28 protein-coding genes are annotated in these 24,766 nt (G+C 71.8%); 16 read left to right on the top strand and 12 right to left on the bottom strand.

The window, feature by feature from the left end; translation table 11 throughout:
- Nucleotides 1-11: 11 nt before the first annotated feature.
- Complete coding sequence (locus AMK13_RS34055; RefSeq protein ID WP_049649964.1) at nucleotides 12-923, top strand: alpha/beta fold hydrolase; 912 nt, start codon at nucleotides 12-14, stop codon at nucleotides 921-923.
- Nucleotides 924-930: 7 nt separating this feature from the next.
- Here the strand turns inward: AMK13_RS34055 and AMK13_RS34050 are convergent, their stop codons facing one another.
- From AMK13_RS34050 to AMK13_RS34040, 3 genes are all read right to left on the bottom strand, one after another.
- Nucleotides 931-1,899 carry a 2-hydroxyacid dehydrogenase gene (locus AMK13_RS34050; RefSeq protein WP_074005500.1) on the bottom strand — a complete coding sequence of 323 codons (969 nt, stop codon included), beginning with the start codon at nucleotides 1,897-1,899 and terminating at the stop codon, nucleotides 931-933.
- A gap of 31 nt (nucleotides 1,900-1,930) precedes the next feature.
- Nucleotides 1,931-5,938 (bottom strand): FxSxx-COOH system tetratricopeptide repeat protein, encoded by a 4,008-nt coding sequence (gene fxsT, locus AMK13_RS34045; protein WP_079272748.1) that lies wholly within the window; start codon nucleotides 5,936-5,938, stop codon nucleotides 1,931-1,933.
- Nucleotides 5,939-6,011: 73 nt separating this feature from the next.
- Nucleotides 6,012-7,475, bottom strand: a complete 1,464-nt coding sequence (locus tag AMK13_RS34040; protein WP_074005499.1) for a TIR-like protein FxsC — start codon at nucleotides 7,473-7,475, stop codon at nucleotides 6,012-6,014.
- Nucleotides 7,476-7,673: 198 nt separating this feature from the next.
- Here AMK13_RS34040 and AMK13_RS34035 point away from each other — a divergent pair, with 198 nt between their 5' ends.
- Nucleotides 7,674-7,868 (top strand): DUF397 domain-containing protein, encoded by a 195-nt coding sequence (locus AMK13_RS34035; RefSeq protein WP_074005498.1) that lies wholly within the window; start codon nucleotides 7,674-7,676, stop codon nucleotides 7,866-7,868.
- Nucleotides 7,869-8,115: 247 nt separating this feature from the next.
- Here the strand turns inward: AMK13_RS34035 and AMK13_RS34030 are convergent, their stop codons facing one another.
- Nucleotides 8,116-8,472, bottom strand: a complete 357-nt coding sequence (locus AMK13_RS34030; RefSeq protein ID WP_063780062.1) for a winged helix-turn-helix transcriptional regulator — start codon at nucleotides 8,470-8,472, stop codon at nucleotides 8,116-8,118.
- 137 nt (nucleotides 8,473-8,609) lie between these two features.
- On the opposite strand from AMK13_RS34030, the gene AMK13_RS34025 reads away from it, so the two are divergent.
- The 5 genes from AMK13_RS34025 (at nucleotide 8,610) to AMK13_RS34005 (ending at nucleotide 13,135) form a co-directional block, all read left to right on the top strand.
- A complete protein-coding gene (locus AMK13_RS34025; protein ID WP_074005497.1) occupies nucleotides 8,610-8,930 on the top strand; it encodes a hypothetical protein in 321 nt (106 codons plus the stop codon).
- Between the two features lie 68 nt (nucleotides 8,931-8,998).
- The gene (locus AMK13_RS34020; RefSeq protein ID WP_074005496.1) at nucleotides 8,999-10,210 is read left to right on the top strand and encodes an acyl-CoA dehydrogenase family protein; all 1,212 of its coding nucleotides are present in this window, start codon (nucleotides 8,999-9,001) and stop codon (nucleotides 10,208-10,210) included.
- Nucleotides 10,207-11,082, top strand: a complete 876-nt coding sequence (locus AMK13_RS34015; RefSeq protein ID WP_074005495.1) for a hypothetical protein — start codon at nucleotides 10,207-10,209, stop codon at nucleotides 11,080-11,082. The genes AMK13_RS34020 and AMK13_RS34015 overlap by 4 nt, the downstream gene beginning before the upstream one ends.
- On the top strand, nucleotides 11,079-12,077 hold the full coding sequence (locus AMK13_RS34010; RefSeq protein ID WP_053111967.1) for a ThiF family adenylyltransferase: 999 nt from the start codon (nucleotides 11,079-11,081) through the stop codon (nucleotides 12,075-12,077). Before AMK13_RS34015 ends, AMK13_RS34010 begins: the two co-directional genes overlap by 4 nt.
- Nucleotides 12,074-13,135 carry a TauD/TfdA family dioxygenase gene (locus AMK13_RS34005; protein WP_049649958.1) on the top strand — a complete coding sequence of 354 codons (1,062 nt, stop codon included), beginning with the start codon at nucleotides 12,074-12,076 and terminating at the stop codon, nucleotides 13,133-13,135. The genes AMK13_RS34010 and AMK13_RS34005 overlap by 4 nt, the downstream gene beginning before the upstream one ends.
- A 10-nt stretch (nucleotides 13,136-13,145) precedes the next feature.
- Here AMK13_RS34005 and AMK13_RS34000 read toward each other — a convergent pair whose 3' ends face one another.
- Complete coding sequence (locus AMK13_RS34000) at nucleotides 13,146-13,541, bottom strand: MarR family winged helix-turn-helix transcriptional regulator (protein WP_158077779.1); 396 nt, start codon at nucleotides 13,539-13,541, stop codon at nucleotides 13,146-13,148.
- 77 nt (nucleotides 13,542-13,618) lie between these two features.
- Between AMK13_RS34000 and AMK13_RS33995 the strand changes: the two genes are divergently transcribed.
- Nucleotides 13,619-15,097: an MFS transporter gene (locus AMK13_RS33995; protein ID WP_074005493.1), complete on the top strand. Its 1,479-nt coding sequence runs from the start codon at nucleotides 13,619-13,621 to the stop codon at nucleotides 15,095-15,097.
- Between the two features lie 89 nt (nucleotides 15,098-15,186).
- Here the strand turns inward: AMK13_RS33995 and AMK13_RS33990 are convergent, their stop codons facing one another.
- Nucleotides 15,187-16,116, bottom strand: a complete 930-nt coding sequence (locus AMK13_RS33990; RefSeq protein ID WP_074005492.1) for a helix-turn-helix transcriptional regulator — start codon at nucleotides 16,114-16,116, stop codon at nucleotides 15,187-15,189.
- Between the two features lie 91 nt (nucleotides 16,117-16,207).
- On the opposite strand from AMK13_RS33990, the gene AMK13_RS33985 reads away from it, so the two are divergent.
- Entirely contained in the window at nucleotides 16,208-16,759 is a 552-nt protein-coding gene (locus tag AMK13_RS33985) for an NIPSNAP family protein (RefSeq protein WP_074005491.1), read from the top strand.
- Nucleotides 16,760-16,790: 31 nt separating this feature from the next.
- Here the strand turns inward: AMK13_RS33985 and AMK13_RS33980 are convergent, their stop codons facing one another.
- Both AMK13_RS33980 and AMK13_RS44335 read right to left on the bottom strand, forming a co-directional pair.
- The gene (locus AMK13_RS33980; protein WP_074005490.1) at nucleotides 16,791-17,318 is read right to left on the bottom strand and encodes a hypothetical protein; all 528 of its coding nucleotides are present in this window, start codon (nucleotides 17,316-17,318) and stop codon (nucleotides 16,791-16,793) included.
- A gap of 95 nt (nucleotides 17,319-17,413) precedes the next feature.
- On the bottom strand, nucleotides 17,414-18,919 hold the full coding sequence (locus AMK13_RS44335) for an MBL fold metallo-hydrolase (protein WP_074005489.1): 1,506 nt from the start codon (nucleotides 18,917-18,919) through the stop codon (nucleotides 17,414-17,416).
- Nucleotides 18,920-18,997: 78 nt separating this feature from the next.
- Here AMK13_RS44335 and AMK13_RS42505 point away from each other — a divergent pair, with 78 nt between their 5' ends.
- Nucleotides 18,998-19,591: a TetR/AcrR family transcriptional regulator gene (locus tag AMK13_RS42505; RefSeq protein ID WP_074005488.1), complete on the top strand. Its 594-nt coding sequence runs from the start codon at nucleotides 18,998-19,000 to the stop codon at nucleotides 19,589-19,591.
- Nucleotides 19,592-19,639: 48 nt separating this feature from the next.
- Here AMK13_RS42505 and AMK13_RS33965 read toward each other — a convergent pair whose 3' ends face one another.
- Both AMK13_RS33965 and AMK13_RS33960 read right to left on the bottom strand, forming a co-directional pair.
- Complete coding sequence (locus AMK13_RS33965) at nucleotides 19,640-19,882, bottom strand: hypothetical protein (protein ID WP_049649948.1); 243 nt, start codon at nucleotides 19,880-19,882, stop codon at nucleotides 19,640-19,642.
- A complete protein-coding gene (locus AMK13_RS33960; RefSeq protein ID WP_074005487.1) occupies nucleotides 19,879-20,247 on the bottom strand; it encodes an ATP-binding protein in 369 nt (122 codons plus the stop codon). Before AMK13_RS33960 ends, AMK13_RS33965 begins: the two co-directional genes overlap by 4 nt.
- Nucleotides 20,248-20,385: 138 nt before the next feature.
- Between AMK13_RS33960 and AMK13_RS33955 the strand changes: the two genes are divergently transcribed.
- On the top strand, nucleotides 20,386-21,279 hold the full coding sequence (locus tag AMK13_RS33955) for a helix-turn-helix domain-containing protein (protein ID WP_143204701.1): 894 nt from the start codon (nucleotides 20,386-20,388) through the stop codon (nucleotides 21,277-21,279).
- A 2-nt stretch (nucleotides 21,280-21,281) separates the two neighbouring features.
- Complete coding sequence (locus AMK13_RS33950) at nucleotides 21,282-21,479, top strand: DUF397 domain-containing protein (RefSeq protein ID WP_074005485.1); 198 nt, start codon at nucleotides 21,282-21,284, stop codon at nucleotides 21,477-21,479.
- Between the two features lie 47 nt (nucleotides 21,480-21,526).
- Here AMK13_RS33950 and AMK13_RS33945 read toward each other — a convergent pair whose 3' ends face one another.
- Nucleotides 21,527-22,063 (bottom strand): hypothetical protein, encoded by a 537-nt coding sequence (locus AMK13_RS33945; RefSeq protein WP_074005484.1) that lies wholly within the window; start codon nucleotides 22,061-22,063, stop codon nucleotides 21,527-21,529.
- A gap of 198 nt (nucleotides 22,064-22,261) precedes the next feature.
- On the opposite strand from AMK13_RS33945, the gene AMK13_RS33940 reads away from it, so the two are divergent.
- The gene (locus tag AMK13_RS33940) at nucleotides 22,262-22,459 is read left to right on the top strand and encodes a DUF397 domain-containing protein (RefSeq protein ID WP_074005483.1); all 198 of its coding nucleotides are present in this window, start codon (nucleotides 22,262-22,264) and stop codon (nucleotides 22,457-22,459) included.
- Between the two features lie 53 nt (nucleotides 22,460-22,512).
- Here the strand turns inward: AMK13_RS33940 and AMK13_RS33935 are convergent, their stop codons facing one another.
- Nucleotides 22,513-23,016 (bottom strand): GNAT family N-acetyltransferase, encoded by a 504-nt coding sequence (locus AMK13_RS33935; protein ID WP_074005482.1) that lies wholly within the window; start codon nucleotides 23,014-23,016, stop codon nucleotides 22,513-22,515.
- A 350-nt stretch (nucleotides 23,017-23,366) separates the two neighbouring features.
- Between AMK13_RS33935 and AMK13_RS33930 the strand changes: the two genes are divergently transcribed.
- From AMK13_RS33930 to AMK13_RS33920, 3 genes are all read left to right on the top strand, one after another.
- Nucleotides 23,367-23,627 carry a DUF397 domain-containing protein gene (locus AMK13_RS33930; protein ID WP_074005481.1) on the top strand — a complete coding sequence of 87 codons (261 nt, stop codon included), beginning with the start codon at nucleotides 23,367-23,369 and terminating at the stop codon, nucleotides 23,625-23,627.
- Nucleotides 23,628-23,773: 146 nt separating this feature from the next.
- Nucleotides 23,774-24,079, top strand: a complete 306-nt coding sequence (locus tag AMK13_RS33925; RefSeq protein WP_338016368.1) for a DUF6879 family protein — start codon at nucleotides 23,774-23,776, stop codon at nucleotides 24,077-24,079.
- Nucleotides 24,080-24,188: 109 nt separating this feature from the next.
- On the top strand, nucleotides 24,189-24,710 hold the full coding sequence (locus tag AMK13_RS33920; protein ID WP_074005480.1) for a DUF6879 family protein: 522 nt from the start codon (nucleotides 24,189-24,191) through the stop codon (nucleotides 24,708-24,710).
- Nucleotides 24,711-24,766: the final 56 nt, after the last annotated feature.

Genomic DNA, 24,766 nt, shown 5'->3' with positions numbered 1-24,766 from the left:
GGAGGCCGCAGGTGTCGTTACGGACGGTCAAGACGGCGGACGACCGCGCCCTCGCCGTGGAGTCCCTCGGCGACCCGCGCGGCCGTCCGGTCTTCCTGCTGCACGGCATGCCCGGCAGCCGGGTCGGCCCGCACCCGCGCAGCACCGTGCTGTACCGGCTGGGCGTACGGCTCATCTCGTACGACCGGCCCGGCTACGGCGACTCGACCCGGCTGTTCGGCCGCCGGGTGAGCGCGGCGGCCGCGGACGTGCGGACCATCGCGGACGAGTTCGGGCTGGAGAACTTCGCGGTGCTCGGCCGCTCCGGCGGCGGCCCGCACGCGCTGGCCTGCGCGGCGCTGCTGCCGGAGCGGGTCAGCCGGGCGGCGGTGCTGGTCGGCCTGGCCCCGCGCAACGCGACCGGACTGGACTGGTACGCGGGGATGACCCCGTCCAACGTCCGCGCCTACAAGGAGGCCGAGCGCGGGCACGGCCGGATCGCCGACGCGATGGAGTTCCGCTCCCGGCAGATCAAGGACGACCCGGTCCGGCTGCTGAACGGGCTGCGCACCGAACTCTCCGCCGCCGACCGGGAGGTGGTGGCCGACAGCGGGCTGCGGCGGATGCTCCAGAGCAACTACCGGGAGGCGTTCCGGCACGGCGCGGACGGCTGGATCGACGACGTGCTGGCCTTCACCGCCGACTGGGGGTTCGAGGTCGGGTCGGTCCGGGTGCCGACCTGGCTCTGGCACGGCGCGGACGACCAGTTCTCGCCGGTCGACCACTCCCGCTGGCTGGCCGACCACATCCCGGACGCCGAGCTGTTCCTGGAGCCCGGCGCCGCGCACTTCGGGGCGTTCCGGGTGATGACCACCGCGCTGGCCTGGGCGGCCGGCTGGGGTGCCCCGGGGGGTTCGGACCTCCACCGGCGTCCGGGGCGCTGAGCGGCCGTCAGATGAGCTGGACCACCGGCGTCAGCGGCGCCGAACCGCCGAGCACCGCCAGCACGTTGTCCACCGCCAGGCCGCCCATCGCCTGCCGGGTGCGGACGGTGGCGCTGCCCAGGTGCGGGGCGAGCACGGCGCGCTCCTGGGCGAGCAGCGCGGACGGGACGGCCGGCTCGCGCTCGAAGTTGTCCACCGCGGCGGCGAACAGCGCGCCGGACTCCAGCGCGGCGGCCAGCGCCTCCTCGTCCACCACGCCCGCGGTCATGCTGACCACCACCGCGCCGCGCGGCAGCAGGGCGAGCCGGCGGGCGTCCAGCAGGTGCCGGGTGTCGGCGGTGAACGGGCAGGTGACGACCAGCACGGTGGAGGTGGCGAGCAGTTCCTCCAGCGGCTTCCAGTCGGCGCCCCCGGCCTGCTCGGGCGGCAGTTCGCGGCGGTTGTGGTAGCCGACCGGCATGTCGAAGGCGCGGGCCCGGCGGGCCACCGCCTGGCCGATCCGGCCCATGCCGAGCACGCCCAGCGGGGTGCCGGCCAGCTCCATGCCGAGCAGGAAGTTCGGCGCCCAGGTCCAGGGCGCGCCGGAGCGCAGCAGCCGCTCGCCCTCGCCGAGCCGGCGGGTGGCGGCCAGCAGCAGCGCCCAGGCCATGTCGGCGGTGGCGGTGGTGAGCACGCCGGGGGTGTTGGTGACCAGCACCCCGCGTTCGGCGCAGGCGGCCACGTCCACGTTGTGGTAGCCGACGGCGTGGTTGGCGACGACCGCCAGCCCCGGGCCGGCCGCGTCGAGGAACTCGGCGTCCACCCGGTCGTCCAGGGTGGTGATCACGGCCCGCCGGCCGCGGACGGCGTCCAGCAGGGCGGCCCGGTCCATCGCCAGGTCGGAGTCGTGGCAGGTGACGGCGTGGTGCGCGGTGAGCCGTTCGATGACGCCGGGGGCGAGGCGCCGGGTGACCAGGACCGGGGGCGGGGTGCTCATGGTCCGGCAGCGTACCCCGCCCCCTGCCCGGTCAGACCGGCTGCGGCTCCAGGTCCCGGTTGATCCGCTTCCAGCCGCGCGCGGCGACCGTGTTGGGGTGCTCCTCGCCGAACTGCCGGATCAGCTCGGAGATCGCCCGGGCCCGCAGTTCGGCCGCCTGGGTGTGCCGCCCGCCCGACCGCAGGGTGATCGCCAGGTTGGCCTCGCAGGCCACCGCGTCCGGGTGCTGGGCGCTGTAGCGGTCGCAGAGCCCCTGGTACGCGGCCCGGCCGAGCCGTTCGGCGCGGTCCAGCTGCCCGTCGTCGCCGTAGGCGTTGGCCAGGTTGATCATCGCGTTGAGGGTGTACGGGTGCTCGGGCCCGACCGAGCGGGTCAGCCCCTCGAAGGTGATCCGGCCGCGCTCGATGGCGCCCGGGACGTCGCCGCTGCCCCGCAGGTAGATGCCGAGGTTGTTGGCGCAGGCCAGGGTGAACGGGTGCTCGTCGCCGAACAGCCGCCGGTGGCCCTCGAAGACGGTGGAGCAGAGGTCGCGGGCGGCCTCCTTGTCGCCGGAGGCGCTGTGGTCGGCGGCCAGGTTGAGCGCGCAGGCGAGCGCGTCGGGGGCGTCGGCGCCGTAGCGCTCCAGGTAGCGCTCGTAGGTCTCCTTGGTGATCCGGCGGGCCTCGGCGAGCTGGCCGATCCGGCGCAGCGAGACGGCCAGCGACTTGGCGTTGCGCAGGTTCTCCGGCAGGTCCGGGTCGAGCACGTCGCCGAGGTCGGAGGTGACCTCCTGGAGCAGGTCCACCGAGCCGCGGTAGTCGCCGAGTTCGCGCAGGTCGCGGGCCAGGTTGGACTTGGTGGACAGGGTGTAGGGGTGCTTGGGGCCGAGGACGGCGGTGCGCCGGTCGAGGGTCTCCTGGTCGAGCTCGCGGGCCGCCTCGCTGTCGCCGACCAGCCGGTAGTCGATCGCCAGGTTGTTCGCCATGGAGAGCGTGCGCGGGTTGTCGTCGCCGAACAACTCGCGGAACTGGTCGAGGATTTCGCGGTCGAGGTCGAGGGCGGCCTGGAACCGGCCGAGCGCCCTGCGGTCGGCGCCGAGCGAGCCGGCCGTCATCAGGGTGTACGGGTGGTGCTCGCCGAGCAGGGCCCGCTGGCGCTCCAGGGTGTCCTCGTCCAGGGCCAGCGCCTCGCCGTAGTTCCCCTGGGAGCGCAGCACGTTGGCGAGCTGGAAGCGCAGCAGCAGGGTCTGCCGGTCGTCCTCGCCGAGCTTGCCGGTCCACTCCACGTCCAGGGCGTGGCCGAGGTCGCGGGCGCGGTCGAGCTCGCCGCGCTTCCACAGGTAGCGGACCCGGTCGATGAGCAGCTGGCGGGTGTCCGCCTCGTCGCAGTTGTGCGCCTTGGACGGCGACAGGTGCGGCCAGATCTCGTCGAAGGCGGGCCAGTTGGCCGGGTCGTCGGTGTCGCCGAGGACGGGCCGGGCGCCGGTGAGGATGCGGTGCACCTCGTGGACGGCGACCTCCTGCTCGTCGGCGGTCATCCCGGCCCGGATCACCGCCTGGACGAGCCGGTGCACCTGGAAGCTGTTGCTGCCGGCGTCGACCTTGGCCAGCGCGTACCGGCCGATCGCCTGGATCACCTTGCCCAGCATGAACTTGTCGCTGAGGTCGGCGTCGAACCGCACCAGCGCCCGGATCATCTGGTCGCTGTAGAAGAGGTTCATCGAGATCGGCTCGGGCGCGAAGAAGGCGCAGAGCTGGAGCAGCCGGACGGCCGCCGGGGACTGCTGGCGCAGCCGTCCGATCGACACGTTCCAGGTCGCGGCGACCGGGGTCGGGTAGTCGGCCGGGCGGCCGACGGCCAGCGCGCGGGCGGCCTCGGCGTGCAGCTGGGAGACGTAGGTCTCCACCGGGGTGCCGGTGGTGTCCAGCCAGGCGGCGGCCACCTCGACGGCCAGCGGCAGGTCGCCGACCGCCTCGGCGACCCGGTCGGCGTCCGGGCGGGAGAGGCTGCGGGCGCGCCGGCACAGGTGCTCGACGCTCTCCCCGCGGGTGAAGACGTCGACCTCCAGCGCCTCGGCGTGCCCGGTCCAGGCCTGGTTCCGGGAGGTGACCAGGATGTGGCCGGAGCCGCCGGGGAAGAACCGGCGGATCTCGGCGGGCTCGTCGGCGTTGTCGAAGATCAGCAGCCAGCGCGAGGTGGGCACGCCGCGCCGCAGCGCCTCCCGGGCCGCCTCGGCCGCCTCGGTGACCGAGTCGCCGACCCGCAGGCCGAGCCGGCGGGCGAGTTCGGCGAGCGCCGGGGCGACCAGCTCGATCTGCTCGGCGTCGATCCACCAGACCAGGTCGTAGTCGGACATGAAGCGGTGGGCGTACTCCAGGGCCACCTGGGTCTTGCCGACGCCGCCGAGCCCGTACAGGGTCTGCGGGGTGGGCAGCACGGCCGCCATGCCGCCGCGCAGCTGGTTGCGCAGCTGCTCCAGGACGGCGGCGCGGCCGGTGAAGGAGGGGTTGCGCGGCGGGACGTCCCACACCGAGGGCTTGCTGCCGGGAAAGCGCGGGCCGCCGCTGGGCGCTTCGTCGAGCGGGGAGTCGCCGCGGCCGAGCGCGCGCAGCAGGCTCTGGATCGACTGGGTCTCGTCGCGGCCGACCAGGTCGACCGGGTTGCGGTTGCTGAACGGCGCGGTGAGCCGGACGTCGCCGACCCGGACCGGCAGCAGCTGGCGCCGGGTGCCGGAGGGGTCGGAGCTGACCACCGACTCCCACAGCGCCCGCGCCTGCGGGGAGCGCTGGTAGGCGGGCGAGAGCACGGCGACCGTCCGGTACGCGGAGTCGATGCCGCGCTCGGTCTCCTCGCGCGGGTCGGTGCCGGCGCTGAGGTCGCGCGGCAGCACCCGGAAGCCGGCCCTGGTCAGGACGGACTCGATCCAGTCCGCCCACATCCGGTCCTCGGGGACGTAGGACAGGTAGAGGTCGGCGGGCACGGACGGGCGGCGGCGGGTGAACGCGTCCACGTAGCGCAGCCGCACCTCCTCGTCCATCGGCGGCAGGCCGGCCGCCCGACCCTCGGTGATCATGGAGGTGAGCCGCTCGCAGGCGGCCAGCATCGAGGTGGGCGTGCCGGTCTGGTCGCCGAAGGTCGCGAGGATCTCCTCGTAGGCGTAGAACGGCCGGTACGGGATCTCCACCGAGCCCCAGTACTGGGCGAGTTCCTCGCCCTCGAAGCCGGTCGGCAGCCCGTCGAAGCGGACCCGGGCGAGGGCGCGGCCGGCGTCCGCCTTCTCCTTCTCGCCCTCGTCGATGCGCATCGGGACGGGCAGGATGCGGATGCCGCGCTCGCGGTAGCGGTCGTGGATGTGCTGGGCGATCCGGGAGGCGCCGTCGATGGACTGGTCGCTGAGGGTGAAGCAGACCACCAGGTCGTCGGGCATCTGGACGGTGCAGATCTCGGCGATGTCGGACAGGCCGGTGCGGGAGTCGATCAGCACGTAGTCGTAGCGCTTGGCCATGTCGGCCTTGAGGGCGTCGAAGAACTGCCCGCCGTCGAAGCGGTCGTAGAAGATGTCCCAGTCGAGGTGGGTGACGGCCTCGGAGTAGTCGCGGTTGAACTGGCCCGCGGAGAGGAAGTCCAGGCTGCCGCCGGCCGGGAAGTGCGGCCAGATGAGCGAGAGCGCGTGCGGGTGCACCCGGGCGAAGTCCAGGTGCCAGCCCTCGGCGTGCTCGACCGGGCGCAGCGCCTCCTCCCGGTACTCGGCGATCAGGTCCATCATGCCGGTGGTCCCGGCCAGCGAGGCCTGGTCGAGGAACGGGTGGAAGAACTTGGCGAGGCCGGGCGCCTCCAGGTCCCAGTCCACGGTGAGCACCCGGAACCCGTTGGCGGCCAGGATCCAGGCGGTGTTGGCGAGCGCCATGGTGCGGCCGGTGCCGCCCTTGTACGAGTAGAAGGTGATGATCCGGCCGTTGCGGTCCTGCTCCGCCGCCTGCCGCCCGGCCTCCCGCTGGGCGGCCAGGTCGGCGGCGGTGAGCCCGCCGAGGCGCAGGTTCCTGGTGACGTTGTCGCTCATGCGGCCACCTCGCTGCGCTCGGCGGTCGCTTCGCGAGACACGCACCCTCCGATGATTCGTTCGCTTCGCTCACTCATTGCGGTCCTCGTCCTCCCAAGGGCGCCATCCCGTCATCGGGTTCATCGCCGTCGTCGCGGTACGGTGCGTGCTCGCGGTGCGGGTCGTTGCCGTTGTTCCGACTCCGGTGCTGGGTGCGGCCGTTGCCGTTGCTTCTGCTGTCGGCGGGGTCGTCCCCCTGGTCGTCCCCGAAGGGGTCCGCCGGGGCTCCGTCCGACCCGTACCCGCCCCCTGGGCGCCGGAACGCGTCCCGCAGGCTCGGCCGCGGTGGCGGCGGTTCCTCCGGTTCGGCCCGGGTGCGGCCCTCGAAGGCGTACTTGGCCTTCATCGCCGCCCGGGGCAGCGCGTCGTCGAAGTCCTCCAGCGTGTGCAGCCCGGTCGGGCCGGTCGCGCCGAGGAAGCTCGGCCGGCTCGCGCGCCGGGTGATGCGCAGCGCATCGTCGCTCAAGTCGCCGAGTTCGTCGGAGCGTTCGGCGCACTCGGGGTCGTCGCCGTTGAACGGCTCCAGGATGCTCACCCAGGTGGCGTCCGAGCGGTCGAAGCGCCGGACCAGTTCGCGCCGGCGCGGGTCGCGCAGCGCCCAGCGGTCGAGCAGCAGCAGGCCGGGTGCCTCGGCGTTGCCGTCGATGATCGACTCGACCTCGTCGTCGAACTCGTGCACGGTCGGCTGGAAGCCCAACTGCCGGGCGAGACGGGCCGCGTGCTGGGCGATCGGCGAGCCGACCGGCCGGTACGGGTGCCAGTCGGTGCGCCGTTCGCCGTAGTAGTCGGGGCTGCGGTCGGCGGGCAACTCGTTCTGGTGGTAGGAGAGTACGGAGATCCGCAGCTGCTTGGTCGGGGCGGTGACGTTGAAGGCGCTCGGGAGGGTGTTGAACTCCAGCCGCCGCCCGACCGGGATCACCGTCTCCTCGGCGACCTGGACGATCCGGGCCGCCAGCCGGTGCACGGCCAGCTCGTAGGAGGAGCGGAAGTAGCTGAGCTTCATCAGCGCGTAGAGCCCCTCGGTGGCGTACTCGGGTCCGAAGCTCGTGTGGTTGAACTGGAGTTCACTGGCCACGTTCGGCAGCCGGTAGCGGCTCATCGGCGCCCACAGCACCGGCACGATGCCGCTGGTGCGCTCGGAGTCGAGGTTCGCCGGGTAGACCGGCCGACGGGTGAAGGCGTGCCACTCCTGGCCGCACGGGACGCTGTTGAAGTACCTCGGGGAGTACAGGGGTACGAAGACCCGGCACGTCGCCAACTCGTCGGACAGCCGTTCGGCCCACAACTCGCCCTGGTGCATGGACTCGTCCATGAAGCCGACCGCGACCCCGTCCGGGACGGTGGTGAGCTGCAGCACCGCCTCGCAGAGATCCCGGTACAACTGCCTGACCCAGTGGTTCGGGTCGCTCGCGCCCCGCGCACCGGCCTTGGGGGTGTGCGCGTAGGAGAGGAAGAAGTACGGCCGGGCGTCGTCCTCGTCCCAGCCCCGGTCAGTCACACGCGCCTCCCCCGGGCCCGTCGGCAAACCTGCCTCCCGCAGCCCCCGTGCGGCGGGGCTTCAGTGTAGGAACGACTGACACCCCAATGGAATAGCACAACGTCTCGCACGAATTGACATGACCGAAACGATGCCGCCACCCGTGCACAGGGAGCAGTACCCTCGTTCCGGCCGCCACGCACCACCAGGAGGGCATCCGTGGACCACCTCGACTGGCAGAGGTCCAGCACCAGCAGCGACAAGGATGACTGGATCGAGATCGCCTCCGCGGGCGACCACGTCTACATCCGGCAGTCCAACGACCCCACCCTCGTCGTCACCACCACCCGCATCAAGTTCAACGCCTGGGTCCGCGGCGCCAAGGCCGGCGAGTTCGACCACTTCGTCGCCTGACCCCGCCGGGCCCCTGAGGCGGGAACGGGAAAGCCGGACAATTCAGCGCCTTTCCCGATTTCTCCCGCGGACTTCCGCACCGCCGCGGACCCGGCCGGTTCCGCGGTGCGGAATGGGCCGGGCCCGCGGTCGACCGGCTATTCGCCGGGACGCGCGGGCGAAGAAATCATTTCCACAATGTTTCGGCCGGTTGCACCGCACCGGAACGACGCCCTGATCCCGTACGATCGCGCGCCCGGCGCCCCGGTCAGCCGACGGCGGCCAGTTCGAGGTCCGCGTACGCCTGGCGCGCCCGCTCGATGTCCTCGCCGTACAGTTCCGACCAGGCGACGATGCCCTCGACCAGTCGCAACAGGCTCTCGCCCATGGGCGTGAGCTCGTACATCACGGCCGGCGGACGGCTCCCGACGACCCGGCGCCCGATGAAGCCGTCCCGCTCCAGGCGGACCAGCGTCTCGGACAGCACCTTGCCCGAAACGCCCTCCATGCCGGATTTCAGATCGCAGAATCGTCGCGCACCGGCGGAAATCTGCTGACAGGCGAGCATCGTCCACCGCTCGCCAATGCGGTCCATTACCAGACGCGCAAGACAGTCACCATTCATTTCGGTCTCCCCCCGTGGACCGGCTGTTACTTCGGGGTAACCATAACTCCCCGGGGTGCGGTCGTCACGGTGAAGTGGATCACGGTCCTGATCTATAACTGGGGACCTCCTCGATCACCACTTCCCAGGGGTTCCCCATGACCATTTCGCCCGAGAAGACCGTCACGGCCCTCGCCGCGGCCGCCCAGGCCGCGCCCGAGTGGGCCGCCGCGGGGGCCACCGTCCGCTTCGTCCTCAGCGACCCCGACACCGAGGTGACCCTCGACCCGCAGGGCCGGACCACCGACGACGCTCCGACCCACGTGCTGCGGATCAGCTGGGCCGACCTGCTGGACATCACCTCCGGCCGACGCACCTTCATGCGCTCCGTCACCGGCCGCCGGCTGTCCTCGCACGGCCCGGTGATGCAGACCTTCGCTTTCGGCCAGGCCCTGGCGGCCTTCGGCCTCGGCCGCTGAGCACCCGGAGTCCGGAATTCCGGACTCCGAGCCCTCCGGACGTCCACCACCCCAGACAAGGAGCACCCATGTCCACCCTCCACTCCCCCGCCGACCACCCGCTGCTCGCCGCCCACGAGGCGGACGCCCTGCGCACCGTGGTCGCGTTCGCCAAGGACCAGGTGGCCCCCGGCGCCGCCGAGCGCGACGCCGTCGAGAAGGGCCAGGTGGACTGGGACACCGTCCGCGCCGGTCACCAGGTCGGCCTGCTGCGGATGGCGATCCCCCGGGAGCTGGGCGGCCTCGGGCTGAGCCAGATCGCCGTCTCGCTCGTCCTGGAGGAGCTGGCCGCCGCCGACCCCGGCATGGCCGTGGTCTTCGGCGCGACCGGCCTGTTCCAGACCCCGATCCTGATCTCCGGCGACACCCGCCTCCAGGAGCGCTACCTGCCGAAGTTCCTCGGCCCCGACCCGGTCCTGGCGTGCAACGCCGTGGCCGAGGAGCGCAACGGCACCGACCTGGTGCTCCCGCAGAACGCGCCGCACGCCCAGGAGATGACCAGCGCGAGGCGTTCCGGCGGCGAGTTCCTGCTGAACGGCACCAAGCGGTACATCACCAACGCCCCGGTGGCGACGTACGCGACGGTCATGGCCAACCTGGAGGGCGAGCCCGGATCGACCGGCCTGACCTGCTTCGTCACGGACCTGGAGCAGGACGGCGTCACCCGCGGCGAGATCCACGACAAGGTCGGCTACCGGACCGCGCCGGCGGGCGAGCTGGTCTTCACCGACGCCCGGGTCCCCGAGGAGAACGTCCTCAACGGCCTGGCCGGCGGGTGGGACCTCAACGTGGCGATCGGCAACGTGACCCGGGTGACCTGCGCGGCACTGGCCACCGGCATCGCCCGGCACGCCCTGGAGCGGGCCGTCGCCTGGAGCGGCAGCCGCCGGCAGGGCGGCCGGCTGCTGTACGAGCACCAGATGTCCGCGCGCAAGCTCGCCGACATGGCCGCGCGCGTCTCCGCCTCCCGGGCCCTGTACCTGGACGCCGCGGTGAAGGCCGACAACGTCATCCCGACCCCCGCGTACGAGCCGGCCGTCGCCAAGCTGGTCGCCGACCGCGCCGCCATCGACAACGCCGACGCCGCCATGGCCCTGATCGGCGCCCAGGCCTTCCAGCGCGGGGACGGCATGGACCGGGTCCTGCGGGACGCCTACGGGCCGCGGATCTACGAGGGCTCCCCCGAGGCGCTCGCGCTCGTGATCACCGGTGAGCTGTTCTCCGTCCCGGAGATCCGATGACCACCGCCCTCGCCGACCGCCACCGCGACGACCTCCTGCGCGACGGCGCCGACATCACCCTGCCGGGCCTGGAGGAGTCGCTCACCGGGGACCCGCTCTTCCACGCGGTGAGCCCCGAGGGGCTGCTGGTCCTGACCGTCGCCGGCGCGCGGCTGCCGGCCGCCGCGCTGGACCAGGTCTACCGTTTCCGCCTGGTGCAGTACCTCCAGCGCGGGTGGGTCGACGCGGCCGCGGTGGCCGCCCGCGGTCTGCGCGCCGAACCGTACGACGAGTTCGCGCTGCGGGACTTCCACACCCTCGTCGTGGAACGGTCCACCGGGCGCCTGCGCGGCTACGGAACCCTGGCCGCGGCCCGCGACCACGCCGACACCCCGCTCGGCGACCCCGGCCACCGGCCGTTCGTCGTCGAGCGGGACTACGCCCTCCCGCTGGCCGAGCACCTCGGCCCGCGGACCCCCTCGCACCTGGTGCGGGAGGGCAAGCGCCTGGTCCGCGACTACGCGATGCCCCGCTCGCAGGCCGCGGTCAGCGTCCCCTGGTGGGTCTACCTGGCCTGGGCGGCCGGCTGCCTGGAGGTGCTGGACAGCGACCCGGCCGCCGCGATCGTGGGCGACGGCAAGCTCGAAGGGGCCGTCAACCAGCTGCGCCTGCTGGGCTTCGCGGTGCGGACGCTGGATGTCGCACCCGTCCCGCCCGACCCCACCGACCTCTTCGCCCCCATGTGGGACCAGCAGGAGCGCTCGTACCCCTTCGTCCTCACGGACGACGGGGCGCTGCGGCCGACGCTGGAACACCTGCGGACCGTGCTCGGCTCCGGCCGGGAGGGCTCGGTGCGCTCCCGACTCGTCGACTTCCTGGAGGCCCGGTCATGACCGCGATCGACGTGGAGACCCCCGAACAGGCCCGTGAGCTGGACGAGGCGCAGTTCTACGCGTGCCTGACCCAGCGCAACCAGGGCCTGATCCCGGACGAACTCCAGGAACGGATCGGCCGGACGCGCCTGCTGATCGCCGGCTGCGGCTCCATCGGCGGGGCCACCGTCCAGCCGCTCGGACGGATGGGGTACCGGCACTTCGTCCTGGCCGACGTGGGCACGTACGAGCTCAACAACCTGAACCGGCAGAACGCCACGGTGGACGACCTGGGCCGGAACAAGGCCTCCGTCGGCGTCGATCTGCTGCGCGGGATCAACCCACACGTCGACGCCCGGGTCGTCCCGGACGGCATCACCGCGGCCAACGTCCGGGCGCTGGTGGAGCAGGCGGACGTGATCGTCGACGGTGTCGACGTCACCACCCCCTCGGGCCTCGCGGCCAAGATCCGCCTGCACCAGGAAGCCTGCCGCCAGCGCAAGCCGCTGGTGACGGCCTGGGACATGGCGGGGATGCTCGCCGCCCAGTGCTTCGACTACCGGGTGGTCCGGGAGATCTTCGACGGCCAGATCGCCCCGGGCGACGAGGAGCGTCTGGACACCTGGGAGGTGGTCTTCCGGATCGCGCCCCGGGCGCACATCCCCGGCGAGATGTACCGGGAGCTGCGCCGCGGCCTGGCCCGGCCGGACTACAGCGTTCCCCAACTCACGGAGGCGGCGACCCAGTTCGGCGCGCTCGCGGTGCACATGGTCAACGTCCTGGTCTCCGGGCGGCCCCTGCCCCGCACCGTCGCGGTGGACGTCCACCACGTCGCGATGACCAGGGGCCGGCGCCTCGTCGACCGCCTCCACCGCCACCTGGAGCGGGCCCGTTTCCTCGCCTGGCTGCCGCCGGAGCAGGCCTGGAACGGCTTCGCCCCCGCACCGGTCTACCGGGCCCGCCGCCAGTGGGCCCTGCGCGCGGCCGGCCCGTCGAGAGAGAGGACAGCACCATGACCAGTGACTTCACCTACACCGACATCCGCAGCGCCGGCATCCGGCTGACCGCAGAGGAGTCGGAGCAGATCGCCCGGGCCGCGCTGGCCGTCGCCCTCGACTTCCGCGGGCACTCGCTGCACGACGCCGGTCTGCTGCACGCGGTCGAGCTGGCGGCCGCCGCGCTGCCGGCCCCGGTCCGGCGGGCGCTCATCGCGTTCCGCGACCGCAGCAACGCCGGCGGCTGCCTCCTGCTCACCGGCCTGCCGGTCGGAACGCTGCCCGCCACCCCGGACCGGCCGGAGTCGGAGCCGACCTGGTCGGAGGTCCCGGTGGCGACGATCAGCCAGCTCATGGTCATGTCGATGCTCGGCCGCTCCATCTCCTACAGCGACGAGAAGGACGGCCGGCTGGTCCAGGACGTCTGCCCGAAGCGCGGCGCCGAGCAGCGCCAGGAGAACAGCGGCTCCGTCCTGCTGGAGCTCCACACGGAGGACGGCTTCCACCCCAACCCGCCGCACTTCCTCAGCCTGGTCTGCCTGCGCGCGGACCACGACCAGGTCGCCGCCACCGTCAGCGGCGGGATCGGCGACGCCCTGCCGCTGCTGGACGCCGAGACGGTGGCGGCCCTGCGGCGGCCGGAGTTCCGGACCAGGTTCAGCTCCTCCTTCGTCCCGGATGCCTCGGTGGGGGTGCTGACCGCGCCCATGCCGGTCCTCTCCGGCGAGGAGGACTGCCCGGACCTCATGGTGGACTTCCACGCCACCGTCGCGACCACGCCGCGGGCGCGGACCGCGCTGGAGCGGCTGGAGGAGGCCGTGCGCCGCACGCTCAAGGGGCTGGTGCTCCGGCCGGGCGACCTGATCATCCTGGACAACCGCCGTGCGGTGCACGGGCGCACCGACTTCACCCCGCGCTACGACGGGAACGACCGCTGGCTGCGGCGCTCCTTCGTGGTCACCGACCTGCGGCCGCTCAACGGCCACCTCGGCCAGGGCGGTCAGGGCCGCAGCCACCGGCCGGTGACCCCGGTGGCGGCCGGCGCCGAGCGCGTGCTGGTGGGCACGGCCGGCGTCTGACGCCCCGGGCTCAGGCCATCCACACCCGGGCGTCGGCGTTCTCGTCGGTGATCCGCTTCAGCTCCCCGTCGACGGTCGCGGCCGCCCGCCGGAAGACCTCCCGCCCCGCTTCGGTGAGTCGGATCTGGTAGCCGCGGCCGTCGCCCGGGGAGGGCCTGCGGTCCACGTACTCCGCGTCGACCATCTGCGTCAGCATCCGGGAGACCTGGGGCTGGCTGCGCGAGGTGCGGGTACTGACCTCTCCCGGGCGGACCCAGTCCCCCTCCGCCCACAGCACCTCCATGATCTCGTACGCGGTCACGCAGAGGTCGAACTCGTCGGACAGGGTGTGCTCGATCCTCTGGTTCATCTGCGCGCAGACGCGCACCAGGGACAGCCACCGATCGGCAAGAGGAGTGTTCGCCACGCTCCGCAGTCTAGATCCGACCCCCCTTCCATGTCGATTCATGCGCATGTATCTTGTTGCCCCGGAAAGGAGAACCGATGACTGAGGCAATCTCACTCGTGGACGCCAAGCAGGAGAACGACCGAGGAACCGAGCAGGGGCAGGAGCGGCAACCCGCCAAGACCTCCTGGATGCCGATGGCCGCCGTCGGCGTCGCCCAGCTGATGGTCATGCTGGACTCGACGGTCGTGAACGTGGCGCTGCCCTCGATCGGCTCCGAGCTCCCCGCCGACCAGACCGCCCTCCAGTGGACGATCAGCGCCTACATCCTCATGTACGGCAGCCTGCTGCTGTTCGGCGGCCGCGTCGCCGACGTCGTCGGACGGCGCCGGTCCTTCCTGGCCGGCCTGACCACCTTCGCCGTCGCGTCCGTCCTGTGCGGCCTCGCCGGCAACCAGGAACTGCTGATCGCCGGCCGCGTGCTCCAGGGCCTGGGAGCCGCGGTGCTCTCCGCCGCCGCCCTGTCGATCGTGGTGACGGTGTACCAGAACGAGGACCAGCGCAAGGCCGCCCTCGCCACCTGGAGCGGCCTCGGCGTGATCGGGGCCATCCTCGGCGCCGTCCTCGGCGGGCTCGTCGTCTCGGCCGTCAGCTGGCGCTGGGCCTTCCTGATCAACATCCCGATCAGCCTCGCCTCCGGGATCATCGGCCTGCGCAGCCTGCCGGCCATGCGCGCCGACGGCCGTCGCCCGCTGCGCCTGCCCACCGCCTTCTTCGCCACCGCCGGCCTGGCCTGCCTGTCCTTCGGCCTGATCCGGCTGCACGACGGCATGACCTCCGTCACCGCGTGGGCCAGCATGGGCCTGTCCGTACTCCTGCTCGCCGGCGTCGCCCGGGCCGAACTGGGCAAGTCCGACCCGCTGCTCCCGCTGCACCTCCTGCGCATCCCCACCTACTGGCTCAGCAGCCTCGGGCTGCTGCTCGCCGCGATCGTGATGATGGGCAGCTCCTACCTGGCCAGCAACTACTTCCAGGGCGCGCACGACATGAGCGCCTTCGCCACCGGCCTCTCCATGCTCCCCATGGGCCTGGCCGCGCTGGTCTTCGCCTCCGTCGTGCCCAACCTCATCGGCGCCGTCGGCCCTGGCCTGACCTACCTGATCGGCGCACTCACCCAGATCGCCGGCGCCGCCGTCCTGGTCACCGGACCGTCCAGCACCGTCGTCGCCATCGTCGCGCTGACCGTCATCGGGGCCGGCCTGCCCACCTGCTTCGTCCCGCTCTACGGGGTCGGCACCTCCCACGTGCTCCCCGAGGAGTCCGGCGTCGGCTCCGGCCTGCTGAACACCTTCAACGAGAGCGGCGCCGCCCTCGGCATCGCGGTGATCGGCACCATCCTGGCCACCTCCACCGACGGCGAGCTGGCCTCCGGCGCCACCGCCCCGGACGCCATGACCACCGGCGTCGGCAACGGCTTCCTCGCCGTCGTGATCTGCGCGGCCCTCGCCGCCTGCATCGCCCTGGGCCTGCACCGGCTGACCCGTGCCGCCGGGCAGACCGCGACCACGGAGTCCTGAAACCACCCCCTCCCCGGGCCGAACCGGCCCCCCGGAACCGCCCGACCGGCCCCCCGCCGGTCGGGCGTTCCGCTGTCCGGGCCCGGGGGTCACCCCCCGTAGCGGGCGGCCAGGGTCCGGACCGTTGCGGCGATGCGGGCGCGGAGTTCGGCCGGTTCCAGGACCTCGACGTCGGCGCCCAGTCGCAGGAACTCCCCGTGCGCGTGGTCCAGCGACTCGATCGGCACCCTGGCCTCCGTCCAGCCGTCGGCCGCGGCGGCGACCCCGAGGCGCCGGGCGCCCTCCGGGGTGAGCCGGAGCAGCGCCTCCCCGGTGTGCAGCCGGGCCCGGAAGTCGGCGAGGTAGTCCGCCCAGTACGCGCCCAGGCCGAAGCCGTCCGGCACCGCGAACCCCTCGTCCAGCTCGCGCAGTTCGACGACCTGGTCGACCCGGTAGGTGCGCATCCCGGTCGGCCCGGCGGCGACCAGGTACCAGCGCCCCGCCTTGAGCACCAGCCCGTACGGCTCCACCCGCCGCTCGATCTCCTCCGGCGCCCGCCAGCGCCGGTACCGCAGCACCACCGCCCGCCGCTCCCACACCGCGGCGGCCACGGCGGCCAGGTGCGGGGTCTCGTCCGCGGCGCCGTACCAGCCGGGCGCGTCGAGCAGGAAGCGCTCCTGGATCCGCCCGGCGTGCTCGCGCAGTTCGGCCGGCAGGGCCGCCCGCAGCTTGAGCTGGGCGGCGGCGAGCGCCTCGCCGAGGCCCAACTGGGCTGCGGCGCCCGGGAGTGCGGCGAGGAAGGCGGCCTGGGCCTCGTCGGCGGTCAGCCCGGTGAGGCGGGTCCGGTAGCCGTCGACCAGCCGGTACCCGCCGGCGTGCCCGGCGTCGCCGTACAGCGGGACACCGGCGGCGGCGAGCGCCTGGACGTCCCGGTAGACCGTGCGGACGGAGACCTCCAGCTCCGCCGCCAGCTGCTCGGCGGTCAGCCGGCCCCGGTTCTGGAGCAGCAGGAGCAGGGCGACCAGCCGACTCGCGCGCATGCCGCCCAGTATCCACTGACAGGGGATGTCAGGGGAGCGCTCCTACGCTGCGGCCCATGAACGACTTCACCCGCACCGGGGCGGCCACCGCATGAGCCCCGTCGTCGAACTCCGCCGGTACACCCTGCACCCCGGCGCCCGGGAGACCCTGATCGAGCTGTTCGAGCGCGAGTTCGTGACCGGCCAGCAGGCGGTCGGCATCACCGTCGGCGGCCGCTTCCGCGACCTGGACGACCCGGACCGCTTCGTCTGGCTGCGCGCCTTCCCCGACATGGCCGGCCGGCGGCGCGCCCTGGAGGCCTTCTACGGCGGCCCGGTCTGGCGGGAGCACCGCGACGCGGCCAACGCCACCATGGTCGACAGCGACGACGTCCTGCTGCTGCGCGGCCCCGGCTTCACCCCGCCCGCGGGCGCCCGCGAGGTCCTCGCCACCGTCTGCCACCCGGCCGACGCCGCCGCCTTCGACGCCTTCGCCACCGAACACCTGCTCCCGGCCCACGCGTTGCACCGCACCGAGCACGCCGAGAACGACTTCCCCCGGCTGCCCGTCCGCACCGGCGAGGACGTCCGCATCTGGTTCGGGCCCGCCGAGCCGGCCCCCTGGCCGTCCCGGCGACTTCGGCTGGAACCCGTCACGCCGTAGCCGCCGGACGCACCCCGCCGCACCCGCTCCGTCAGGAGCCGACGAGCCCCGCCAGCTCGTCGGCCGACTCCGGTGCCAGGCGGTAGAACCCCTGGAGGCCGACCGCCCGTTCGAGGCGGCCGTCCACCACGTGCTTCAGGTTCCGCGTCCGGTTGCGGCGGTTGCGCCAGGTGAGCCGCTCCAGCAGCTCGCCCGGCACCGGCCGGTCGAAGCGCACCGGCGTCGCGTCCACGTGCACCGCCGAGGCGCCGCAGCCGCCGGCGCCGAGCATCGACCAGGCCTCGTGCCCGGGGAACGCCGGGTCGTCCCAGCTCGCGGCGGCGGCGCCGCAGCAGTCGCCCCGCTCCCGGTCGACCACCCGCATCCGGCTCACCACGAACACCTCGCACCGGTTGACGTGCAGCGCGTACACCTCGTCCCCGGCCCGGGCCCCCGACCAGGCGGGCAGCGCGGTGTGCACCCCGCTGAAGGCGACCGGGGGCCGGGCACCCACGTGGCCGGCCTTGCGCAGGGCGCGGCAGGTCGGCTGGGTCCACAGGACGGTGAAGGCGTCGGGCATGCGGCGATCGTAGGAGCGGGCACGGACAACGGCGGGGTGCGCGTTCCCTGCGCGCGCCGGGCACGTGCCCTACGCGCCCGCTCCTGCTGCCGCCCCTACGCGCCGGCCCCGGAGAGCCAGCCGTCGACGGGGACCCGGCAGGAGTTGAGGATTCCGGCCACCATCCGGTACGTCCCGACCAGCGCCAGCAGCTCCAGCAGCCGCGGCGCGGAGTAGCTGTCCGCCAGCGCCTCCCAGGTGGCCGGGGAGAGCGCGTGCCCGTCGTGCAGCTCGTCGACGGCCCGCAGCAGGACGCGGTCGGTCTCGGCCCAGTCGGGGTGGTCCGGCCCCTCCGGGACGCGGGCGATCTCGGGCCCGCTCAGCCCGGCGAGGCCGCCGAGCCGGACGTGGTGCAGCCACTCGTACGTCGAACCGGTGCGGTGTGCGGTGCGCAGAACAGCCAACTCCCGTTCGCGGGGCGGGATCGTGCCCTGGTTGAGCAGGGCGAGCAGCGGCGCCAGGCTGGTCAGCAGGTCGGGGTGGTGCCCGATGGTGGCCAGCACGTTGGGCACCGGGAAGCCCTCCAGCGGCCCGGCTCCCTCAGCCGGGAACAGCTGCCGGACGACGCCCGGCAGGCCCGCGGCCAGCGCGGTGACCTCGGCGGCGACCTCGGCCCCGGCCCGCGGGGCCAGCAGCGGGGCGGGCTCGTACGCGTCCAGGAGGCCCAGGAGTTCCATCTCGCCCGGGGTTCCGTCGCCGTTGAGTTCGCGGTGGACGGCGCCGATGTTGAGGACCAGCCGCTCGGGGTCGGCCAGGTCGGCGAGGCCGATCAGGTCCATCTCCCGTGCGGCGCGCAGCACCGGCACGCCCGCCCGGTGGGTGCGCTCGGCATGGTCGCGGACCCGCTCCAGGTAGTCGCGGAAGGAGCGGACCTCGGGCTTGCCGACGACCGGCCCGTGCCCGGGCACGATCGTATCGACGTCCAGGCCGAGGATGCGGTCGCAGACGGCGATCCAGTTGCCGATCGGGCCGCTGTGGATCACCGGGTGGCCGCCGATGAACAGCAGGTCCCCGGCGAACAGCACACCGGTGTCGGGCAGTTGGACCAGGATGTCGCCCTGGGTGTGGGCGGGGCCGACCTCGATCAGCCGGACGGTGCGCCGCCCGACAGCCACGTCCAGCTCGCCGGTGAAGGTCCGGTTCGGCGGGGTCGGGGTGATGCCGCCGAAGTCGAAGGTCTCCCGCATCCGCTGGACGACCTTCGGCAGCCGGAGGTCACCCGGCGCGGCGACCACCGCGTGCAGGTGGTCGGCGCGCATCTCGGCCGCGGCGGCCTCGGAGGCGATGGTCACGACGTCCGGGAGGAGCTGGTTGCCCCACCAGTGGTCGCCGTCGCTGTGGCTGTTGACCAGCGTGCCGATGGTGACGTGCGGCAGGGCGCGCGCAACGGCGTCGAGCAGCTCGCGGGTCTGCGGGACGGTGAACAGGGTGTCGACGAGCAGGGCCTCGTCGCCGGAGGCGATCAGCCCGGCGTTGCTCAGGCCCCAGGAGCCGTTGGGCTGCAGGTAGGCATAGGTGTCCGGGGCGATCTCGTGCAGGCCGAGGGTGTACGGGACGGCCATGGGTGGGCCTCCTCACTGATTGGACTGGAGTACCAACATGTACTCCAGTCCATCAATGGATTCAAGTACTCTCCCCTTGTGACCTCTCCTCCCAACCGACACGACCAGCGCCGCACCGCGACCCGGGAACGGCTCCTGACGGCAGCCCTGGAGCTGTTCGCCACCCAGGGGTACGCGGCCACCACCTACGACCACATCGCCGAACGCGCGGACGTGGGACGCCAGACGGCCTTCAACCACTTCCGCCGCAAGGAGGACTTCGTCACCGCCTGGGTCCAACAGCGGCACGAGGTACTGAACCGGCAGGACGAGGCGAGCGCATCCACCGGCGACTCCGTCATCGATGCGCTCGCCGACGCCCTGCGCACCCTCGCGGAGCTCAACGAGCGGGAGTACGCGCTGGCCAAGGACCTGCACGACAGCGGAGTCCTCCACGCCGCCTTCGCCCTCGGCACCACGACGCCGCAGGCGTTCGTCACCGCCACCACCCGGGGAGCCGAACGGGGCGAGATCCGGCCGGAGTTCGACCCGGCGGCCATCGCCGACCTGGTGTTCGACACCTACATCACGACCCTCGGCCGCTGGCTCGCCGCCGGCGCGGACCGCCCGCTCGCCGACGCCCTGCTGGCCAGGCTCGACATCCTCGCCACCGGCTTCACGGCCGGATACTGACCGCACGGGCGCGGGCCCCGTCCGACGGACGGAGCCCGCGTGCGCCCGCTACCGGTACTGCCTGAACTCGCGGACGAGCGCGAGCAGGTTGATCAGAGTGCTGGCCGGAACATTGCCGAGCGAGACCAGGACCTGCCCGTTCAGGACGGTCTCCCCAGGCTGGGCGGACGGCCAGAGCAGGCCGAACTCGCGCCCCTCGGTGCGGAGTTCCACGATCAGGCCGGCGATCTGCCGACTGGTGAGGTGCCGGATCGCGGGATCGGCCGGCCGGATGGGATAGAGGGCGTTCACGCGACCAGGTCCAGCTCGAACCAGACCCGCTTCCCGAGCTTCTGCGGCTCGACACCCCACCGGTGCATGAGCCCCTCGATCAGCTGCAACCCCCGCCCCGACTCGGCGAGCAGACCGAACTTCTGATGCTTCGGCAGCTCCGAGCTGCGGTCGGCGACGGTGACGCGGAGGGTGCTGCCGGAGTAGACGACCGTGACGACCGGCGAGGCGGTCAGCCCGTGCCGCCACGCGTTCACGACCAGCTCCATGAGCGCGAGTTCGGCGTCCCCGATGACCGGGTCGGGGTACCCGGCGCGCTCCATCGCGTCGCGCAACACCTCGCGGGACACGGTGAGGGAGGGGGAGTTGAGGTTGGGGTCACACATGGGGAATCTCCCATCAGCTCAAATGAGCTACGCACGGAGAGACTTGACGCCTCATCCGGCGAGCAGTGCAGTGAAACTTTAGGGTCTTCTCGGCAAAGTTGGCAACACGCTCTGCGCATGGATCTACACTGTCCGTAGGTGACGGTCCGCGAGGAAGGCACGCCGATGGCATTCAGGACTGGGATCAGCGAACGTCAGCGCCGGTTCGGCGAGGAGCTTCGCCGTGTACGTGATGCCGCCGGACGCTCGGCGCTGGAGATCGGCCAGGCGATCGGCGTGAAGGGGCCAGCGGTCAGCCACATCGAATCCGGTCGGATGGGCCTCAACCTTGACCGATTGAATGTCTGGCTTGATCTGTGCGAGATCACAGACACCGACTACCGAGCCGGTCTTGCAGCCATGAGCAAGGGTTCCAAGACGGCCTGGTGGAACGACTACAAACCTCACGTGCATCCCACCGCGATCGATCTCGCCGAAGCAGAGGCGAGCGCGACGGCCTTGGACAGCTACCAGACGCTCCTGATTCCCGGCCTGCTCCAGACCAAGGCCTACAGCGAGATCATCCACGACTACGCGGAGAAGAGGGTCGAGTTCCGTCAGCGCCGACAGGAGCTGCTCGCCGTCGAGAACGCCCCACCCTTCCACGCTGTTATCCATGAAGCGGCTCTGCACATGATGTACGGGGGACCGACCATCATGCGCGACCAGCTGAACCACCTCATCGAGGTCAGCAGGCTGCCCCATGTCACGGTCCAGATCCTCTCGTTCGACTGCACCACCTACTCCCGGAGTGAGACCCCGTTCGTCCTGATGCACGGGGCTCACGTACGCCTTGACTCGGTTCTGCTGGAACATCCACATGATTCAGACTTCTTGGGAGATCCTGAGGACGTGGCCGCATTCCGACGTAGGTTCGAGCGACTCAGGGGACTGGCCCTGCCGCCCCTGAACACGGCCACGCCCTCGTCGCCTTCCCATCGCGACTCGTGGGGCTTGATCCAGCACGTTCGGTACAAGATTCAAGGTAGGTAGTCATGAGCCAGCTCAACTGGCAGAAGTCGAGCTTCAGCGGCGATAGGGCAGACTGCGTCGAAATCGCGTCCGCTGGCGACCTCGTCTACATCCGTGAGTCCGACGACCCCACCACCATCGTCACCACCACCCCCACCAAGCTCGCCGCCTGGCTCCACAGCGCCAAGGCCGGCGAGTTCGACCACCTCGCCGAAGCCTGACTCCCCTCCCCCGTGCCCCGGCGGTGGGCCGGGCACGGGGACCCCGTTCAACCCACTCGCCCCGCCAGTCCCAGCACGCGGTACCAGTGGCTCGTCTCCACGCCCTCCGCATCGAGCCCGGCCAGGTCCCGGAAGCGCTCCCCCGCGATCCACTCGAAGAAGAACTCCTCGACACTGCCCGCGACAGGCTCGACCCTGCACCCGGTGAACCAGATGCAGCCCTCGTCCGGCACCCTCCACACGCTGCCGTCGCGATCCACCAGCAGCGGGCTCGACGCGGCTTCCCCGAAGTAGAAAAACCGCGACGTGTCCTCCAGCACCCCACCACCGGGCAGCCCCGCTCCCTCCAGCCCCTCCGCCCACTGCCGGTCGGCCAACTCGTCGGCCCGGTAGAGCCGGCACGAGTGGTCCAGGTAGAGCCCGTCACTGGCCGCCATCAGCTCCCTGACCCCCTCGGGCGTCCCCGCCGGAACCGAGCTGCCGTCCCCGCCCTGCGGCACCTCACAATCCAGGAGCCCCAACTCCTCCCGGTACACCGCCAATGTGGACCGCAGAAGCCCCATCACCTCGAAGACGCCAGCCATCTCCCCACTCACCCCCAAAACGACAACCCCCTAAAGTCTCGCGCGGGAAGTCGACTGGGCCGACTTCCCGCGCAGAGAGCAAGCTCTCGGCCCGTACGCCAGGCATCCTGGGACACGAGCCGTCGTGGTAGCAGCACACGCACGGCAGAGGCTGTACCGGACTTGCTCCAGCCGTCACACAGCGCCGGAAAGGTAGACATGGAACAGCTCAACTGGCAGAAGTCGAGCTTCAGCGGCACCAACACCAACTGCCTTGAGATCGCCTCCGACGGTGAGCTGGTCTACCTCCGCGAGTCCGACGATCCGCCCCACATCGTCACCACCACCCGCCCCAAGCTCGCCGCCTGGCTCCACAGTGCCAAGGCCGGCGAGTTCGACCACTTCACCGAAGCCTGACTCCCCTCCCCGTGCCCCGGCGCCGGGCCGGGGCACGGGGCCTCCGGGTCAGCTCACGCGTCGGGGTGTGCGGACAAGGCGAGCCAGTCAGTCCACGAGATCCCCCGGCCGAGGAAGCGCGGCTGCTCGAACGGCCAGTCGGCGGCGATCCACTGCGGCACCAGCGCGTCCAGGGCCCGCTCGACCTCACTGCCCACGAGGTCGTCCACCACCCACCAGGCGATCTCGCCGTCGGCGCCGGTCTTCGCGGGCGGGTCGATGTAGACGCAGCCGAGCAGGGCCGTCTCCGCCTCGTCGAGCAGCGCGTAGTTGAACGACTGGTGGGCGGCGATCTCCTTCTCGTGCCGCAACAGGTCGGCCTGGTTGGCCTCGAAGGTCATGGTGGCCGCGGGCCAGCCCCAGGCCGGACCGAAGACGGTCCACAGCCGCTCGCGCGAACCCATCACTGCCGGATAGTCGAGCGGCGCGTCCGCCTCCCGGACCGGCCGCAGGTGGTGGCGCCCGCCGGGCAGCGGCACGTGGACGGGGTGGACGAAGTCATCGGGAAGCCAGCTCATGGCGCCCGACCGTAGCACCGGGCCGGCACCCGATCCCCTGGTTTTCTCCCCGCCAACCGGCCGCTCCCGCCGCCCCGGCGCAAGGCTCGTCTCCACACCTTCCGCATCGAGCGCCCGGCCAGGTCCCGGAACCGCTCGAAGACGCCAGCCATCTCCCCACCCACCCCCAAATCAACAACCGCCTAAAGCCTCGCGCGGGAAGTCGACAAAGCCGACTTCCCGCGCAGAGAGCAACCTCTCGGCCCGTACACCCGGCATCTTGGGACACGAGCCGTCGTGGCAGCAGCGTGCGCACGGCAGAGGCTGTACCGGACTTGCTCCAGCCGTCACACAGCGCCGGGAAGGTAGCCATGAAACAGCTCAACTGGCAGAAGTCGAGCTTCAGCGGCGAGGAGGCCAACTGCGTCGAAATCGCGTCCGCTGACGACCTCCTCTACATCCGCGAGTCCGACGACCCCACCGCCGTCGTCACCACCACCCCCACCAAGCTCGCCGCCTGGCTCCACAGCGCCAAGGCCGGCGAGTTCGACCACTTCACGGCCCTGAAAGTGCCCACCGTTGAGATCCCCCAGCACGTCCTGGAGGAGGCCGTTCGTATCCTTGGACGGTGACCAGTGGCGCGCCCACTTCGACGGCTACCAGCACGATGCCTTCCGGTTCGAGGCCCAGCCCGCCTACACCATGCCCAAGGAGGCCGAGAACCTCGCGGCACCGGCGGGTGCACGGCTTCGTCTCCTCCGGGCGGACGATCGGCCGCGTGCGCGTGGTGCGCCGGCCCCTCACGGACTACCAGCGGTACCAGTTCGCCTGGGGCATCCCCGGCAACATCACCGCGGGGGAGGACATCCGGATCCTGGACGCCACCGAGCGGGATCTCGGGATCCCCGACCAGGACTGGTGGCTGTTCGACGGTTCCTCGGCCGTCCACCTGAACTTCCGGCCTGACGGCACCCAGATCAACCGTGAACTGGTCACCGGCGACATGCGCCAGTACCAGGAGTGGAAGGAGCTCGCCCTGGCCCACTCCGTACCGTTTCTCGAATTCCTGAACACGCTCGGGTGACACTCGACCCGGACCAGCCCGACCGACGGCCGCCTACCACCGCTTTCATCTCCGCCAACTGATCTACTCCCAGTAGCAGTTGAGCCCTAGCCCAGCCGGAGGATTCCCAGTGAGCATCTCAGGCGAAGACTTCGAGAACCTCTTCTCGACGTTCCAGCGGGAGGCGTTCCGACTGGAAACGCTTGACGACTACAGCGGGTCATCGAACGCGGCGAGCCTCCGCGCGTTCCTCGATGGTGAACCGCAGCCGGCCGACTACAACCAGGAGTGGGTGGATGAGGTCCGGGCGAACACCGCCGGCGGGAAGCGCATGTACCGGGTCCACATCCTCTCCCGTCCGCTGACCCCCTACCTCCGGTTCGAACTCGGCTGGGGATACACCAAGAACGCCACCGCCGGGGAGGAGTTCTTCATCCTCGACACCACCGACCAGCCGAATCCGCTCGATGGTGTTCCCGACTTCTGGGTGTTCGACGAATCCACCGTCATCACCATGCGCTACGGCGACGGCGGCACGTTCGTCGACGCCGACAGGGAGTCGACCACCGAGAAGTGGCTGGGGTACCGCGACCTCGCCCTGAGCCGTGCGGTGCCCTTCGCCGAGCGGTGGGCCCGGCACGGAAGCGAGTGAGAGGAACGGACCTCGAATAAGCCTTCAAGCCTTGCGGCTACCATCGCGCAGGAAGT

It is taken from the genome of Streptomyces sp. CB02056 (genome assembly GCF_001905545.1).
In the GTDB taxonomy this organism is placed as follows: Bacteria; Actinomycetota; Actinomycetes; order Streptomycetales; family Streptomycetaceae; genus Kitasatospora.
This window is presented reverse-complemented; position numbering and strand designations above follow the sequence as displayed.

Bases quoted from the DNA above. Each gene is read 5' to 3' on its own strand.
- AMK13_RS34050 (WP_074005500.1), bottom strand. From the start codon at position 1,899: ATGAGCACCCCGCCCCCGGTCCTGGTCACCCGGCGCCTCGCCCCCGGC.
- fxsT (WP_079272748.1), bottom strand. From the start codon at position 5,938: ATGAGCGACAACGTCACCAGGAACCTGCGCCTCGGCGGGCTCACCGCC.
- AMK13_RS34030 (WP_063780062.1), bottom strand. From the start codon at position 8,472: ATGAATGGTGACTGTCTTGCGCGTCTGGTAATGGACCGCATTGGCGAG.
- AMK13_RS34025 (WP_074005497.1), top strand. From the start codon at position 8,610: ATGACCATTTCGCCCGAGAAGACCGTCACGGCCCTCGCCGCGGCCGCC.
- AMK13_RS34020 (WP_074005496.1), top strand. From the start codon at position 8,999: ATGTCCACCCTCCACTCCCCCGCCGACCACCCGCTGCTCGCCGCCCAC.
- AMK13_RS34015 (WP_074005495.1), top strand. From the start codon at position 10,207: ATGACCACCGCCCTCGCCGACCGCCACCGCGACGACCTCCTGCGCGAC.
- AMK13_RS34010 (WP_053111967.1), top strand. From the start codon at position 11,079: ATGACCGCGATCGACGTGGAGACCCCCGAACAGGCCCGTGAGCTGGAC.
- AMK13_RS34005 (WP_049649958.1), top strand. From the start codon at position 12,074: ATGACCAGTGACTTCACCTACACCGACATCCGCAGCGCCGGCATCCGG.
- AMK13_RS33995 (WP_074005493.1), top strand. From the start codon at position 13,619: ATGACTGAGGCAATCTCACTCGTGGACGCCAAGCAGGAGAACGACCGA.
- AMK13_RS33990 (WP_074005492.1), bottom strand. From the start codon at position 16,116: ATGCGCGCGAGTCGGCTGGTCGCCCTGCTCCTGCTGCTCCAGAACCGG.
- AMK13_RS33985 (WP_074005491.1), top strand. From the start codon at position 16,208: ATGAGCCCCGTCGTCGAACTCCGCCGGTACACCCTGCACCCCGGCGCC.
- AMK13_RS33980 (WP_074005490.1), bottom strand. From the start codon at position 17,318: ATGCCCGACGCCTTCACCGTCCTGTGGACCCAGCCGACCTGCCGCGCC.
- AMK13_RS44335 (WP_074005489.1), bottom strand. From the start codon at position 18,919: ATGGCCGTCCCGTACACCCTCGGCCTGCACGAGATCGCCCCGGACACC.
- AMK13_RS33960 (WP_074005487.1), bottom strand. From the start codon at position 20,247: ATGTGTGACCCCAACCTCAACTCCCCCTCCCTCACCGTGTCCCGCGAG.
- AMK13_RS33950 (WP_074005485.1), top strand. From the start codon at position 21,282: ATGAGCCAGCTCAACTGGCAGAAGTCGAGCTTCAGCGGCGATAGGGCA.
- AMK13_RS33945 (WP_074005484.1), bottom strand. From the start codon at position 22,063: ATGGCTGGCGTCTTCGAGGTGATGGGGCTTCTGCGGTCCACATTGGCG.
- AMK13_RS33940 (WP_074005483.1), top strand. From the start codon at position 22,262: ATGGAACAGCTCAACTGGCAGAAGTCGAGCTTCAGCGGCACCAACACC.
- AMK13_RS33935 (WP_074005482.1), bottom strand. From the start codon at position 23,016: ATGAGCTGGCTTCCCGATGACTTCGTCCACCCCGTCCACGTGCCGCTG.
- AMK13_RS33930 (WP_074005481.1), top strand. From the start codon at position 23,367: ATGAAACAGCTCAACTGGCAGAAGTCGAGCTTCAGCGGCGAGGAGGCC.